17 protein-coding genes are annotated in these 14,102 nt (G+C 45.2%); 14 read left to right on the plus strand and 3 right to left on the minus strand.

What is annotated here, in order from left to right:
• The first annotated feature begins 18 nt into the window (after positions 1–18).
• Together folP and EWV60_RS02290 are read left to right on the plus strand one after the other, a co-directional pair.
• A complete protein-coding gene (gene folP / locus EWV60_RS02285; RefSeq protein ID WP_272103876.1) occupies positions 19–861 on the plus strand; it encodes a dihydropteroate synthase in 843 nt (280 codons plus the stop codon).
• A 48-nt stretch (positions 862–909) separates the two neighbouring features.
• A complete protein-coding gene (locus tag EWV60_RS02290) occupies positions 910–1,368 on the plus strand; it encodes a cupin domain-containing protein (protein ID WP_002750045.1) in 459 nt (152 codons plus the stop codon).
• Between the two features lie 17 nt (positions 1,369–1,385).
• On the opposite strand, the gene EWV60_RS02295 is transcribed toward EWV60_RS02290, so the two are convergent.
• Positions 1,386–1,586, minus strand: a complete 201-nt coding sequence (locus EWV60_RS02295) for a hypothetical protein (protein WP_002739871.1) — start codon at positions 1,584–1,586, stop codon at positions 1,386–1,388.
• Positions 1,587–1,882: 296 nt separating this feature from the next.
• A complete protein-coding gene (locus EWV60_RS02300) occupies positions 1,883–2,743 on the minus strand; it encodes an Rpn family recombination-promoting nuclease/putative transposase (protein WP_002750047.1) in 861 nt (286 codons plus the stop codon).
• A gap of 40 nt (positions 2,744–2,783) precedes the next feature.
• Between EWV60_RS02300 and EWV60_RS02305 the strand changes: the two genes are divergently transcribed.
• The 12 genes from EWV60_RS02305 to EWV60_RS02360 all read left to right on the plus strand — a co-directional run bounded on the left by EWV60_RS02305 (position 2,784) and on the right by EWV60_RS02360 (position 13,446).
• Complete coding sequence (locus EWV60_RS02305; RefSeq protein ID WP_069474815.1) at positions 2,784–3,671, plus strand: S66 peptidase family protein; 888 nt, start codon at positions 2,784–2,786, stop codon at positions 3,669–3,671.
• 65 nt (positions 3,672–3,736) lie between these two features.
• On the plus strand, positions 3,737–4,714 hold the full coding sequence (locus EWV60_RS02310) for an SDR family oxidoreductase (protein ID WP_287230610.1): 978 nt from the start codon (positions 3,737–3,739) through the stop codon (positions 4,712–4,714).
• 23 nt (positions 4,715–4,737) lie between these two features.
• Entirely contained in the window at positions 4,738–5,655 is a 918-nt protein-coding gene (locus EWV60_RS02315; RefSeq protein WP_002750056.1) for an NAD(+) kinase, read from the plus strand.
• Between the two features lie 86 nt (positions 5,656–5,741).
• Positions 5,742–6,530, plus strand: a complete 789-nt coding sequence (locus EWV60_RS02320) for an ion transporter (protein WP_287230613.1) — start codon at positions 5,742–5,744, stop codon at positions 6,528–6,530.
• A 665-nt stretch (positions 6,531–7,195) separates the two neighbouring features.
• The gene (locus tag EWV60_RS02325; RefSeq protein WP_002789747.1) at positions 7,196–7,558 is read left to right on the plus strand and encodes an ATP synthase subunit I; all 363 of its coding nucleotides are present in this window, start codon (positions 7,196–7,198) and stop codon (positions 7,556–7,558) included.
• A gap of 58 nt (positions 7,559–7,616) precedes the next feature.
• Positions 7,617–8,366, plus strand: coding sequence for a F0F1 ATP synthase subunit A (atpB, locus tag EWV60_RS02330; protein ID WP_002739857.1), 750 nt, complete (start codon positions 7,617–7,619; stop codon positions 8,364–8,366).
• A gap of 230 nt (positions 8,367–8,596) precedes the next feature.
• Entirely contained in the window at positions 8,597–8,842 is a 246-nt protein-coding gene (gene atpE / locus EWV60_RS02335; protein WP_002740068.1) for an ATP synthase F0 subunit C, read from the plus strand.
• A gap of 230 nt (positions 8,843–9,072) precedes the next feature.
• Entirely contained in the window at positions 9,073–9,504 is a 432-nt protein-coding gene (locus EWV60_RS02340) for a F0F1 ATP synthase subunit B' (RefSeq protein ID WP_002740070.1), read from the plus strand.
• 133 nt (positions 9,505–9,637) lie between these two features.
• Positions 9,638–10,180 carry a F0F1 ATP synthase subunit B gene (locus tag EWV60_RS02345; RefSeq protein ID WP_002740013.1) on the plus strand — a complete coding sequence of 181 codons (543 nt, stop codon included), beginning with the start codon at positions 9,638–9,640 and terminating at the stop codon, positions 10,178–10,180.
• Positions 10,181–10,729: an ATP synthase F1 subunit delta gene (gene atpH, locus EWV60_RS02350; RefSeq protein WP_002763366.1), complete on the plus strand. Its 549-nt coding sequence runs from the start codon at positions 10,181–10,183 to the stop codon at positions 10,727–10,729.
• A 69-nt stretch (positions 10,730–10,798) separates the two neighbouring features.
• Positions 10,799–12,307: a F0F1 ATP synthase subunit alpha gene (atpA, locus tag EWV60_RS02355; RefSeq protein ID WP_110578666.1), complete on the plus strand. Its 1,509-nt coding sequence runs from the start codon at positions 10,799–10,801 to the stop codon at positions 12,305–12,307.
• A gap of 191 nt (positions 12,308–12,498) precedes the next feature.
• Positions 12,499–13,446 (plus strand): F0F1 ATP synthase subunit gamma, encoded by a 948-nt coding sequence (locus tag EWV60_RS02360; protein WP_002739849.1) that lies wholly within the window; start codon positions 12,499–12,501, stop codon positions 13,444–13,446.
• Between the two features lie 106 nt (positions 13,447–13,552).
• Here the strand turns inward: EWV60_RS02360 and EWV60_RS02365 are convergent, their stop codons facing one another.
• The gene (locus EWV60_RS02365; RefSeq protein WP_106908855.1) at positions 13,553–13,750 is read right to left on the minus strand and encodes a hypothetical protein; all 198 of its coding nucleotides are present in this window, start codon (positions 13,748–13,750) and stop codon (positions 13,553–13,555) included.
• Positions 13,751–14,102: the final 352 nt, after the last annotated feature.

Here is a 14,102-nt window from a genome sequence, read left to right on the forward strand (position 1 = left end):
TCAGCAGGATTTAGTATTATGTCTGATTTAACGGTAATTCGTGAACATATTTTTGCTTGGGGAAAACGCACCTATATCATGGGTGTTTTGAACGTTACTCCCGATAGTTTTAGTGATGGGGGAGAATTTGACAATGTTGAAAATGCCCTGCTACAGGCGATGAAAATGATCGAGGCTGGGGCTGATATAATCGATATCGGTGGTCAATCCACCCGTCCGGGAGCGCAAGAAATTAGCCTAGAAGCAGAATTATCGCGAGTTATCCCCGTAATCACCGCTATTCGACAACAAAGTTCTATTCCTATCTCTCTCGATACCACTAGGGCGATTGTAGCAGCCCAAGGTATCGCCGCCGGGGCCGATTTGATCAATGATATTTCCGGGGGAACCTTCGATCGCCTATTATTGCCGACGGTGGCTAAATTGGCCGTTCCCATCATCCTCATGCACCTGCGGGGCAATCCGCAAACCATGCAATCTCTAACACATTATGATGATTTAGTCAAGGAAATTAAAGAATTTTTACAGAATCGTGTTAAGGAAGCTTTACAGTGGGGTATTGCTAGGGAAAATATTATCATCGATCCGGGGATTGGTTTCGCCAAAACTGGGACACAAAATCTTGAGTTATTGCGAGAATTAAAGCAATTTCGGGATTTAGATTTACCTATTTTGATTGGATTGTCGAGAAAACGCTTTATTGGTGAGATTACAGGCAAAGATGACCCAAAAGAACGAGTTTTCGGAACGGCGGCGGCCTGTGCTATAGCGATCGCTAAGGGGGCCGATATCCTGCGCGTCCATGATGTGGCTGCGATCGTAGATGTGAGTAAAGTGGTGGACGCAATCGAGCGAAGTTGAAAATTTTTGCTAGTCTTAGAATCATCCACAGTTTGATCGAAATTAGCGATGAATAGCCAACTGACCAGCGATTATTGTATGTTACCCGTGATTCGATCTCCCAGGGATTATCAAGTTTTTCGCATTAGCGCTGGGGATACGAATCGTTTGGCGATCGTCTTTGATTCTACCGTAGCGGGGGATTCCTTGACCGTTTGTGTGGAAATTTTCGATCCCCACGGTCGCACCCCTACTCATCGTCATCATTTTGCCGTAGAAATGTTTTTTATCCTTAAAGGGGAGGGAATGGCTATCTGTGATGGTAAAGCGATTCCCCTGGGGCCGGGGGATAGTTTATTAGTCCGTCCCACGGGTATTCACGAGATTAGAAATGTGGGGGACGGAAGACTTTATGCACTATGTTTTATGGTTCCCAATGAGGATTTTTCGGAATTAATTCGTAATGGCATCCCAGAGGAGTTAGACGCAGAAGATTTAGAGGTGTTGATGGGAGCTATTAAAGGATAATCAAGCAATATCATCCCTTAAATTTTGGGCTTTTTTTTCAGGAAAAGAGCGATAAAAAAGGTAAAGGTTCCTCCCAGAAGGCCGAAGATTAGCCAATTTAATCTTGGATAGCCTTTATTGATAGCGATGACTGTAGCAATGGCACCGATGAGACAATGCCAGAAAAAAAGCAACAAGAATAAATCCAAGCTCGGGGAAATATCACCAATTAGTTTCATATTTTATCAGTAGAGCGAATAGAATTTTTCCAATGACCGAATCCCTGACCCGATTTTATGTTTATTCACATCTATAAGTATTTCTCTTATTTTTTTGTCCAAGGCCATTTTGTTCCCATCTCGGTTAAAGCTGAAAAAACTAGATAGAGAATGAGAAGGGTAACACCAAAGAGAAAAGTCAATAAGTCGTTATTCATCGAGTTATCACTGATAGGTTAAAGGTCACTGATTCGCTACCATCCATTTGTTCACTACTTAGCAACTGCTGTTTTTATAGACTTTTGAAACAGGTGTGATTATTGTTGCTGTTGTGCCAAATAGTTAAGCACTGTGTCCAGAGTTAAGTCTAATCGTTCCGAGATTTGTTGCGGGGTTAAACCGAGGTCTTGCAGTAGAGAAATTGTTTTCAATTTTTGCAAGTTTATTCCCTGTTCAATTCCCTGTTCAATTCCCTGTTCAATTCCCTGTTCAATTCCCTGTTCAATTCCCTGTTCAATTCCATCTCCAAAAGCTTCTTGATAGAAACGAGTTTGTTTTAGGTCTTGTAGTTCCAACATAGCTTCTATTTCCTCTCGACTTTTTTGGGGTAACTTATAAATGATTATCGTTTCGATTAAATCAATGACATTTCTCTGCACTAAGCGATCGCTGACTTCTCTTTGAGCCTGTTTAATTAAAATCTTAGCAGAATTAACAGCTTGACTCTCACTTTCCGTAACCAATTTGATCAGAGCGATCGCTAAGGAAGGAGTCTCGTCATTTGGCAATTCATCCAGATAGATTCTTTTAACCCTTGCTAGGGATAAAAAATCGGCAAATTGCTGGGGATGTTCTCGCTCAATTTCTCGACTAGGATAAATAACAACTATCTGCCAGGGTGACAAAGGTTTATACTGTCTAAGATACAAGAAAAGTTCCGAAAATAATCGATAATATAGGTCTTCATCCTTTTGAAACTGCACTTCTACCAGATAAAAGGGCAAATTTTCCAGATTATCGAGCGGCAAAAATAAACCATCTAATCGAAAAGCTAGTTGTTTGACTTCTTGGGAAGTAAATCGATAATTGCTAACCCTAGCATCGGGTTGAGCGATTAATTCAAAGAACGAATCGGGAAAATCGAGAAACATTCGATAGAATATGCTGTCAGTTTTCATACTGCCACAAAATTGCCTGTAATTTCAGCTTAATCCGCCTATGATCATCCCATCGTTTCTGCAACCCGGTGCTAAAGTTTCTCTGGTGGCCACCAGTGGAGCCGTCAAGGAATTAGCCGCCCTAGAAAAAGGCGTAGAAATCTGGCGATCAAGGGGTTATCAAGTGGAATTTAGCGAGAATTGGGCTAATCGTCTCGGTTATCTCGCCGGTAGCGACGAGCAACGTCGTCAAGCTTTAGCCCAAACATGGCAAGATGACGATTGTCAAGCAATTCTCTGCGCTAGGGGGGGTTACGGTAGCGCTCGCCTCTTGGAAAATTGGACATGGGCAAAAACTAACCCGAAATGGTTAATCGGTTTTTCCGACGTGACGGGGATTTTATGGAGTTTAGCGAAACAGGGCATTTGTAGCGTTCACGGGCCAGTTTTAACCACCTTAGCCCAAGAAAGTCCCCAATCAATCGATCGCCTCTTTTCTCTTCTGGAAGGTCGTCCTTTAGCCCCTCTTATCGGTCAAGGTTGGGGTGGGGGCAAAGTGCGGGGACGCTTATTACCAGCCAATCTAACCGTAGCCACCCATCTCCTCGGAACCTCGGTTCAACCCACCCTAGAGGGGGTAATTTTAGCCCTAGAGGACGTAACCGAGGCCCCCTACCGGATCGATCGAATGTTAACTCAGTGGCGAATGCTGGGCATTTTCTCCCAAATTAAAGCCATTGCTCTCGGTCGTTTTAGCCGTTGTCTGGCAGCTCCCGGTAGTGATAGTCAAACCGTGGAGGAAGTCTTAAAAGAGCGTTTGGGCGATTTAGGCATTGCGGTTATTGCTGAGTTACCTTTCGGTCATGATGGCGATAATGCCGCTTTACCTGTGGGAACAATGGTAGAACTGGACGGGGATCGGGGAATCTTAGAATTTTTCTATCCGTAAATGATCCACTTTTTTGATAGTATCTTAGAGAAGTGTTAACAAATGTAACAAAAAATTAATTATAGATGAAAGTATTAGTTGTCGGTGCGACGGGAACCCTAGGGCGACAGATCGTGCGTCATGCCATCGATCAGGGACATCAAGTGCGTTGTTTGGTACGCAGTCAGAGAAAAGCGGCTTTTTTGAAGGAATGGGGCGCGGAATTAGTCGGGGGAACCCTGCGGGATAAAAATACCATTATTGCTGCTTTAGAGGGAATAGACGCGGTGATCGATGCCGCTACAGCCCGAGCGACGGACTCAGCCAGCATTAAACAGGTGGATTGGGATGGTAAAGTTAATCTGATTCAAGCGGCTAAAACCGCCGGGGTAGATCGCTTTATTTTCTTTTCGATCCTCAATGCCGAAAAATATCCCAACGTGCCTTTGATGGAGATAAAACGCTGTACCGAGAAATTTATAGCAGAATCGGGTTTAAAATATACAATTCTGCGTCCCTGTGGCTTTATGCAGGGTTTAATCGGTCAATACGCCATCCCGATGTTAGATAATCAAACCGTCTGGATCACGGGGGAAAGTACAGCGATCGCCTACATGGACACCCAAGATATCGCTAAATTTGCCGTTCGTGCTTTAGAAGTCCCCGAAACCGTCGGTCAGTCCTATCCCGTGGTCGGCAGCAAAGCTTGGAAAGCTGAAGAAATTATCGAAGTTTGCGAACGCCTATCGGGTAAAGAGGGGAAAATTTGGCGTTTACCCATGGGATTACTGCGTTTTATGCGAGGAATAAGCCGTTGTTTCCAATGGACCTATAATATATCTGACCGACTAGCTTTTGCGGAAGTTCTCGCTAGTGATCAAGCCCTTGATGCCCCCATGGCAGAAGTTTATCAAGTATTTGGCCTTGATCCGAATCAAACAACTACTTTAGAATCCTATTTACAAGAATACTTTAGCCGCATTCTCAAGAAGCTCAAGGAAATCGACTTCGAGAAACAAAAAGCTCAGAAGAAGAAGAAAACTCCTTTCAAAAAGAAAGCGTGATTCAGCAGTAGGAAAATTTGTCAATGCCCAAAATCGGCATTATTTACAACGATATTAAGCCTATCGCTTGTAAAACAGCCCATCAGATACAAGATCAGCTACTTTCCCTAGGTTGCCAGGTGTTTATGGCTACCGGCAGCGGTGGTCTGCTAGGCCATTCTAAACCCTCTCGTCCGGTTTGTTTTACCCCGATCGATCAGTTAGTCCCCCCCCACTTCGAGCAAGATTTAAGTTTTGCGATCGTGCTGGGGGGCGATGGTACAGTCCTATCGGCAGCCCGGCAGTTGGCCACCCTTAATTTGCCCCTGTTAACGGTCAATACGGGACACATGGGCTTTTTGACCGAAATTTACCTAAATCAGCTTGAACCCGCCTTAGAGCAGGTTCTAGAGGGGAAATACACCATCGAAAATCGCTCGATGATCACGGTGCGACTGTTTCGCGAAGATACCCTCCTCTGGGAGGCACTTTCTCTCAATGAGGTGGTCGTCCACCGGGAACCCCTCACCAGTATGTGTCATTTTGAGATTCAAATTGGTGAACACGCACCTGTCGATATCGCTGCCGATGGGGTTATTCTCTCCACTCCTACTGGTTCTACTGCCTATGCTCTCAGCGCCGGTGGCCCGGTAATAACTCCCGATGTGCCGGTATTACAATTAGCTCCCATTTGTCCCCATTCTTTAGCTTCGAGATCCTTGGTATTTTCTGACAAGGAAACTGTAAATATTTTCCCAGCAACTGCTAATCGGATGGTGATGGTAGTGGACGGTAATGGCGGTTCTTATATCTTGCCAGAAGATCGAATTAATGTGCAGAAATCGCCCCACCAAGTCCATTTTATTCGTCTGCAATCGACGGAATTCTTCCGCATCCTCCGGGAAAAATTGGGTTGGGGTTTGCCTCATATTGCTAAACCAACTTCAGTGGAATTACCTTAATCAGTTATCAGTTATCAGTTATCAGTTATCAGATGCGAGCTTTCAGTTCATTGATTGCTAGTTACTGTTTACTGATAGCTGAATTTATGCTCTCTTTTCGTGCCAAGATAGCTTTTTATTTAGAGGATGTCACCACGGCGATCGGACTGACGGTAAATCTGCTTATCCTAGCATTAATTTTACTCTCGTTGGGGATTTATGTGGCGCAAACCTATCCCTTATCCGCCACTTGGCAAATGTGGTTACGTCAGCTTGATTGGGGAATTTTAAGCTTATTTTCCCTAGAGTATTTAATTCGGTTTTGGTGTGCGGAATCAAAACTAGGCTTTGTTTTTAACATTTTTTCCATCCTAGATTTATTATCAATCCTGCCTCTATTTTTTGGTTTTTTTGATATTAGGTTTTTTAGAATTTTTCGCTGGTTTAGAATTTTGCGAGTGATTCGTTTTTTTGGTTCTGATCTTTCTATTTTTCAAATTAAAACTTCCGATCAGATAGTATTTACTCGCATATTACTAACTCTATTTTCGATTATTTTTGTCTATGCGGGTTTAATTTATCAGATCGAACACCCGATTAATCCTCAAGTCTATCGGACATTTTTTGATGCTTTTTACTTCGCCGTTGTGACTATGACTACCGTGGGATTTGGGGATGTGACCCCCCTTTCTGATGGGGGCAAAATGGTGACAGTTTTAATGATTTTAACGGGAGTTTTGTTAATTCCCTTGCAAATTAGCACTCTGACTAAACAACTATTAAAATCTGGCACTCAAACTGATTATCCTTGTCCAGATTGTGGTTTACCCCGTCACGATATAGATGCCAACTTTTGTAAAAACTGTGGCGCAAAACTCTTAAAAAGACCTGATTGAGACTAATTCTGGCGAAATGGGGAAATGGGGAGCTTTTCAGTGTTGCCAAAGGCACGGCGTAGCCGTCCAGTAAACAGTAATCAGTAATCAGTGAACTGAAAAGGCTCTCTTGGATATTGGCTGAAAAATGGGCTCTTCTGGTTTCTGTGTGGAAACGAAGCCTATACTGATAGTTTCTTCGGCAAAATAGTCGTAAAAGTCTTTCTCCGTCAACATTTCACGATTCCATAAGCAAAAATTATCACACAACATTATGGGCGCAAGCAGTTGGATAAACTCACTGACCACTTTGCGCTCCTACATTGCACCTGTGTGATTGGTAGGGACCTATAGCCTACGCCCTTTCTTCGATAAGAGCTGCTCATGACTATAACCCCAAGAGAGCCACTGATAACTGATAACTGATCACTGATAACTGTCTCGGAGTCTCCTGTCTCCTGTCTCCTAACGACCGACGACCGACGACCGACGGAATCATGACAATTTACAATTGCTTAATAATTGTTGCCGCTGCCGTGATAATATGTCTTGTGGCTTACCTGAGCGTCATAGCTGGGAAAGCAATCCAGATATTGAGATTAGTCTATCGCTGATTTAGGTGTACCTTGTCTGACCCATCGATCGAATCTCCCCCAACCCCAGAAACCAACCCGCCGTCAGATCCGATGCGGGAATACTATCAACTACAAAACACCCTATTGATCACCACCCTGATCTTAAGCGGTCTGATCTTTATCCCCGTGTGCTTGTTTTATTCCCTCAATACCGCCCTTAATTACCTATTAGGGGCAATGGTGGGAGTCGTTTACCTAAAACTCCTGGCCGGGGAAGTGGAAAAATTGGGGGTAACGAAAAATCGGGTAGGCAAAAAAGGATTAGCCCTATTCGCTGGATTAATCATCATCGCCAGTCGTTGGCAAGAACTGCACATAGTGCCAGTTTTTTTGGGGTTTTTGACCTATAAAGGGGCGATCATCGTCTATACCCTGCAAACCATCTTCAAGCTGGAGCAGAAAGCCGATTCCTAAACCCTTTGACCGTTAAAAATAACCCTGATTTGCGAACCCGAATCTCCCCAAGGTAGAAATGTTAGACAGTTTAAGTGTGCTTAATTTTTATAGCCTCGCTTCCCTGGAAGTGGGACAACACTGGTACTGGCACATCGGCGGACTAAAAATTCACGGGCAAGTGATCGCGGTCTCCTGGATCGTCTTCGCTATCTTAATCATCGCCTCGATCGCCGCTACCCGCAAAATCCAGAAAGTCCCTAGCGGTATTCAAAACCTCATGGAGTACGTTCTCGAATTTCTGCGCGATTTAGCCAAAAACCAGCTAGGAGAAAAGGAATATCGACCCTGGTTGCCCTTCATCGGCACCCTATTTTTATTTATTTTCGTTTCTAACTGGTTAGGGGCCTTGATTCCTTGGAAGTTAATCGAACTGCCCGAAGGAGAATTAGCCGCCCCCACTAACGACATCAATACCACGGTGGCGTTAGCCCTACTGACTTCCCTCGCTTACTTCTACGCGGGCATCAGTAAAAAAGGACTCGGTTACTTCGCTCACTACCTAGAGCCGATTCCCGTGCTATTACCGATCAAAATTTTAGAAGACTTTACCAAACCCCTCTCCCTCAGCTTCCGTCTTTTCGGAAACATCCTCGCGGATGAGTTGGTAGTAGCAGTATTAGTCTTCCTTGTCCCCCTAGTCGTACCCCTACCCCTGATGGCTCTCGGTTTATTTACCAGTGCTATCCAGGCCCTTGTCTTCGCTACCCTTGCCGGGGCCTATATCCATGAGGCACTGGAATCGGAACACGAAGAAGAACACGCTTAAAAGCGAGGGACGAAAACAGAAAAATTTCTTAGGGAAAAGTGTCCAAATAATAGGATAATAGCTAAGAAATTATTGGTCGAATTCAGGATGAGCAACTGAATTCCAGGATCGTTATTTCCCAAAAACTCTTTCGGGAGTTTTGAGCAGAAAACCAGCCATTTTTTACGGCTGAGAACGCGCTCTGTAAACAACAGATTGAAATTGATTAGTAAATAGAGGAAAAAATCACCATGAACCCCACAGTAGCTGCCGCTTCCGTTATCGCCGCCGCCCTCGCCGTTGGTTTAGCCGCTATCGGCCCCGGTGTTGGTCAAGGTACCGCTTCTGGAGAAGCTGTTTCCGGTATCGCCCGTCAACCCGAAGCTGAAGGAAGAATTCGTGGTACCCTTCTCCTCAGCTTGGCATTCATGGAATCCTTAACCATCTACGGTTTGGTTATCGCTCTCGTTTTACTGTTCGCTAACCCCTTCGCCTAATTAAAAAAGCAGTGGGCTATCAGCCCCCAGTCCCCAGCTTGGCAGCAGAGTTTTAAAAACTCTCAAAAAACGCCAAAGCAGCCCACTAAAAAATCTGGTTTTTGGGACGGAAGGCTGATAGCTAATTAAGGGAATTTTAGTGATTCCCCCTGACTGTTTATTCTTAAAGCAGGGGGATCATCTTCCTTTTTTGAACCTGTCTATAGCTTCTATTTATCAGGAATAAATCAATGTTTGATTTCGATGCCACCCTGCCAGTGATGGCACTACAGTTTATTCTTTTGGCAGTGATCCTGAACGCCGTTTTTTATAAACCCCTCAGTAAAGTTTTAGATGAACGGGCGGAGTATATTCGGCAAACGGAAGGCGGAGCCAAAGAACAACTAGCCAAAACCGAAGCACTGGTACAAGAGTACGAATTGCAATTAACTTCGGCTCGTAAACAATCCCAAGAGATTATCGCCCAAGCGCAAGCTGAGGCCCAAAAACTAGCCAGCGAACGAGTTGCCGCAGCCCAAAAAGAAGCGATCGCTCGTAAGGAAGCCGTCGCCGCCGAAATTGCCCAACAGAAAGAAGAAGCCTTTCGTTCTCTAGAAGGACAAGTGGCCTCTCTTTCCCGTCAAATTCTCGAAAAACTCCTCGGCCCCGAACTCGTTCGCTAAACCCCAGCCCTTGGTTAATAACAGTGATCAGTAAAAAGATAGAACTCAGTCGTCAGAAGTTAGAAGACTGATAACTTACCTCTGATAACTGATAACTGATAACTGAATAATCTACTCCCCGCCCTCAATAACCATGATCATCGACACAGTTTTATTATTAGCCACGGAGGCGAAGGAAGCGGCAGCAGAAGGATTCGGCATCAACACCGATATCCTAGGAACTAACCTATTTAACCTCTCAATTCTGCTCGGTTTAGTCATCTTCTACGGCCGCAAAGTTCTCGGACAAATCCTCGGAGAACGTCAGTCGAAGATTGCTGAAGCTTTAGCCGAAGCTGAAGACCGGAAAAATATTGCCGCTACCGCCCTCGCCGAAGAACAGAAAAAACTCGCCCTAGCAAAACAAGAGGCGGAAAAAATTATCAATAATGCTCGATCTAGAGCTAAAACTGTCACCGCCGACATCGCCGCCCAAGCCGAACTCGATATTCAAAGAATGCGCGAAAGTGCCGCTAAAGATCTCTCGGCAGAACAGGATCGCGTTTTAGTAGAATTACGCCAAAGAATTACCGCTTTAGCCTTAGCTAACGTGGAATCCCAGTTAAGCGCCGGCCTGGAAGAATCGGTACAACAAACCCTAATTGATCGCAGTTTGGCCAACCTAGGAGGTAAATAGATGCAGGGAAGTTTAATTAGTTCAGAAATAGCCGAACCCTACGCCCAAGCATTACTTTCCGTCGCCCAAAGCAGCGGACAATTAGAAGCGATCGGCGGCGAAATAAAATCCCTCTTAGAATTGTTGGAAAATGCTCCCGATCTAAGAGCTTTTATCGGCAATCCCGTCATCAAAGAAGAAGCTAAAAAAGCCGTTCTTTCCCAAGTAATGGGGAGCAGTGCCAATCCCTATTTAACTAACTTCATGATGTTATTAGTCGATAAACGTCGGATTCAATTTTTAGAACCCGTTTGTCAACAATATCTCACCCTGGCTAGAGTGCTGACTAACACCGTTTTAGCGGAAGTTTCCTCGGCCACCGAATTGAACGATAGCCAAAAACAAATCGTCATCGACAAAGTGAAAACCCTGACCGGGGCGAACGTGGTCGAACTGAAAACCAAAGTTGATGGCAGCCTAATCGGTGGTGTGGTGATCAAAGTCGGTTCTCAGGTCTTTGATGCCAGCATTCGCGGTCAACTACAACGCCTCAGCCTCTCCCTGCGCTAAGGTCATCTAATCTCCCTTTTTTGCCGTTTTTTCACCTTCTTAATTTTTTACTTTTTCCCAGATTAAACTATGGTAGCTATCAGACCCGACGAAATTAGCACGATTATTCGTCAACAGATCGAATCCTATAACCAAGAAGTACAGGTCTCCAACGTGGGAACCGTCCTGCAAGTGGGTGACGGTACTGCCCGCATCTACGGCCTACAACAGGCCATGTCGGGAGAACTATTAGAATTTGAAGATGGAACCGTCGGCATCGCCCTTAACCTCGAAGAAGATAACGTCGGCGCGGTGTTAATGGGTGACGGTTTCGGGATTAAAGAAGGCGGTACGGTGAAAGCTACCGGTAAAATCGCTCAGGTTCCCGTGGGTGACGCCTTAGTCGGCCGCGTGGTTGATGCTCTTGGTCGTCCCATCGACGGGAAAGGAGACATCCTCGCCAGCGAAACCCGTCTGGTGGAATCCCCCGCCCCCGGTATTGTCGCTCGCAAATCCGTCTGTGAACCGATGCAAACCGGCATCACCGCTATCGATGCCATGATTCCCGTCGGTCGCGGTCAACGGGAGTTAATTATCGGTGACAGAAAAACTGGTAAAACAGCGATCGCCATTGACACGATCATTAACCAGAAAAGCGAAGACGTGATCTGTGTCTATGTCGCCATCGGTCAAAAAGCCTCCACCGTCGCCCAAGTAATCGACACCCTCACCCAAAGAGGCGCCATGGATTACACCGTGGTGGTGGCCGCTAACGCTAACGACCCCGCCACCCTCCAGTATATCGCCCCCTATACCGGAGCTTCGATCGCCGAATACTTCATGTATAAAGGCAAAGCGACCCTAGTTATCTATGATGACCTCACCAAACAGGCTCAAGCTTATCGTCAGCTATCCCTGCTCATGCGTCGTCCTCCCGGTCGGGAAGCTTACCCCGGCGACGTTTTCTATCTCCACTCCCGTTTACTAGAACGTGCCGCTAAACTCAGCGATGCCCTCGGTGGTGGCAGCATGACCGCCCTGCCGATTATCGAAACCCAAGCTGGTGACGTTTCTGCCTATATTCCCACCAATGTAATTTCGATTACTGACGGTCAGATCTTCCTCTCCACCGACCTCTTTAACGCTGGTTTCCGTCCCGCAATTAACGCTGGTATTTCCGTATCCCGCGTCGGTTCGGCGGCCCAAACAAAAGCAATGAAGAAAGTTGCTGGTAAATTAAAACTCGAATTAGCCCAGTTTGACGAATTAGAAGCTTTTGCTCAATTCGCTTCTGACCTTGATGCGGCCACCCAAGCACAACTCGCTCGCGGTCAACGTCTGCGTCAAATCCTGAAACAGCCCCAAAACTTCCCCCTCTCCGTTTGGGAACAGGTCGCGGTGGTTTATGCCGGTTTAAACGGTTATCTCGACGATATCGCCACCGATAAAGTTATCGATTTCTGCGCCGGTTTACGCGAATACCTGAAAACCAGCAAACCTCGCTACGTTGAGATCGTCAGCACTGAAAAACAACTCAACGACGAAGCAGAAGGCCTGCTCAAAGATGGCATCAACGAGTACAAACAGGCTTTTAAATAATCTTGGTAATCAGTAAATGAATGTTGGTAATGGGGGTTAGGTTTTAGGGGATGGGGTGTTGAGGTTTTGGGGTTTTAGGGTATTAGTTGAAACTTCCCGATCTCCCTATTTCCTCACCTCTCAATTCCCTCCTAAACCCAGAATCTTGACTGATGACTGATGACTGATAACTGATAACTGATAACTGAATTATGCCTAATCTCAAAGCGATTCGCGACCAAATTCAATCGGTCAAAAATACCAAAAAAATTACTGAGGCCATGCGTCTGGTGGCGGCAGCAAAAGTGCGCCGCGCCCAAGAACAAGTTCTCTGTACCCGTCCTTTTGCCGATGCCCTCGCTCAGGTACTTTATAATCTTCAAGGTCGTTTAGCCTTTAGTGATGTCAATTTACCGCTGCTGGCCCAACGGGAAGTAAAAACCGTGGCTCTGTTGGTAGTCACAGGCGATCGAGGTCTTTGTGGCGGTTATAATACTAACGTCATCCGTCGTGCCGAACAACGGATGAATGAATTAAAAGAGCAAGGGATTAACTATCAATTAGTTATTGCCGGCCGGAAAGCGGCACAGTATTTCGAGCGCCGCAATGCTCCCATTGCCGCTAAATTTATTAACCTCGAACAGATTCCCACTGCTGATGAAGCTGGCACGATTGGGGATGAATTGCTTTCCTTATTTTTATCGGAAACAGTTGATCGCGTCGAGTTGGTTTATACTCGTTTTATCTCCCTGATCAGTGCCACTCCGGTGATTCAAACCCTGTTACCTTTAACTACCCAAGGTTTAGCGGTACAGGATGACGAGATTTTCCGTTTGGTGACTAAAGAGGGAAAATTTAAGGTACAACGGGAAAAAATGGCCAGCCAACCGGCGCAGGTTTTTCCCCAAGACATGATTTTTGAGCAGAATCCCGTCCAAATCCTCGATTCTCTCCTACCTTTGTACTTAAATAACCAATTACTGCGCGCCCTCCAGGAATCGGCAGCTAGTGAATTAGCAGCCCGGATGACGGCGATGAGTAACGCCAGCGAGAACGCCAGCGAGTTAATTGGCACTTTAAGCCGTACCTACAACAAAGCGCGTCAAGCCGCTATTACCCAAGAATTGTTAGAAGTAGTAGCGGGGGCAAACGCTCTCTAGATTTAAGCCTGTTTTTCTTTTGATTATCAGTAGGAGTGATTATTTTCACTCCTTTTTTTGTATAGGGTTTGCTGAAAAAGTAGGGACGAAGAACACCTAAGGATGATTAGATTGTTTTCTTAAGCACAATCTCAGAGCGACTATCAAAACCTAGATCCCCAATACCAACGACTTCCCAACCTTGAGAGCCCAAACCATTAAGAATTTGTGGCAAATCCCCTCCTACTTGGTTGCCATTCAGAAACCAGACCACAGCATTAGGTTCATTCTTTCCTACAAGAATCTGATATTGGAAAATAGCCATTTGACCTCCTGTATTGGGTTGCCTTTGGATCAGTCCAACGGAATTCTAGACGAACTTTTCCAGGTAATACCCCCAATTAAGATTTTATTAAGAGTTCATTCTCGCACCTCTAGAAGTTTAAACCATGTCATACTAAATCCGGTGGGTATAGGCTACATATCAGGAGAGGCAATAGGCACTCTTGCAATAGGCAAAAGGGGCAGTAGATAATCAGTCTTTAATAATTGGATTTAGTATTGTAAAGTTTCAATACAAATATGGTCATATATAGTCATTCACGGTAATATGTACAGACAAAACTATCGGACTAGGCAAAAAAAACAGGAATAAGTTATCGAACGGCTTGGAGATG

The sequence above is a fragment of the Microcystis sp. Msp_OC_L_20101000_S702 genome (assembly GCF_007095705.1).
Taxonomy (GTDB): domain Bacteria; phylum Cyanobacteriota; class Cyanobacteriia; order Cyanobacteriales; family Microcystaceae; genus Microcystis; species Microcystis ichthyoblabe_A.

Bases quoted from the DNA above. Each gene is read 5' to 3' on its own strand.
- EWV60_RS02325 (WP_002789747.1), top strand. From the start codon at position 7,196: ATGCGGGAATACTATCAACTACAAAACACCCTATTGATCACCACCCTG.
- folP (WP_272103876.1), top strand. From the start codon at position 19: ATGTCTGATTTAACGGTAATTCGTGAACATATTTTTGCTTGGGGAAAA.
- atpA (WP_110578666.1), top strand. From the start codon at position 10,799: ATGGTAGCTATCAGACCCGACGAAATTAGCACGATTATTCGTCAACAG.
- EWV60_RS02320 (WP_287230613.1), top strand. From the start codon at position 5,742: ATGCTCTCTTTTCGTGCCAAGATAGCTTTTTATTTAGAGGATGTCACC.
- EWV60_RS02310 (WP_287230610.1), top strand. From the start codon at position 3,737: ATGAAAGTATTAGTTGTCGGTGCGACGGGAACCCTAGGGCGACAGATC.
- EWV60_RS02345 (WP_002740013.1), top strand. From the start codon at position 9,638: ATGATCATCGACACAGTTTTATTATTAGCCACGGAGGCGAAGGAAGCG.
- atpB (WP_002739857.1), top strand. From the start codon at position 7,617: ATGTTAGACAGTTTAAGTGTGCTTAATTTTTATAGCCTCGCTTCCCTG.
- EWV60_RS02290 (WP_002750045.1), top strand. From the start codon at position 910: ATGAATAGCCAACTGACCAGCGATTATTGTATGTTACCCGTGATTCGA.
- EWV60_RS02315 (WP_002750056.1), top strand. From the start codon at position 4,738: ATGCCCAAAATCGGCATTATTTACAACGATATTAAGCCTATCGCTTGT.
- atpH (WP_002763366.1), top strand. From the start codon at position 10,181: ATGCAGGGAAGTTTAATTAGTTCAGAAATAGCCGAACCCTACGCCCAA.
- EWV60_RS02305 (WP_069474815.1), top strand. From the start codon at position 2,784: ATGATCATCCCATCGTTTCTGCAACCCGGTGCTAAAGTTTCTCTGGTG.
- EWV60_RS02365 (WP_106908855.1), bottom strand. From the start codon at position 13,750: ATGGCTATTTTCCAATATCAGATTCTTGTAGGAAAGAATGAACCTAAT.
- EWV60_RS02295 (WP_002739871.1), bottom strand. From the start codon at position 1,586: ATGAAACTAATTGGTGATATTTCCCCGAGCTTGGATTTATTCTTGTTG.
- EWV60_RS02340 (WP_002740070.1), top strand. From the start codon at position 9,073: ATGTTTGATTTCGATGCCACCCTGCCAGTGATGGCACTACAGTTTATT.
- atpE (WP_002740068.1), top strand. From the start codon at position 8,597: ATGAACCCCACAGTAGCTGCCGCTTCCGTTATCGCCGCCGCCCTCGCC.
- EWV60_RS02300 (WP_002750047.1), bottom strand. From the start codon at position 2,743: ATGAAAACTGACAGCATATTCTATCGAATGTTTCTCGATTTTCCCGAT.
- EWV60_RS02360 (WP_002739849.1), top strand. From the start codon at position 12,499: ATGCCTAATCTCAAAGCGATTCGCGACCAAATTCAATCGGTCAAAAAT.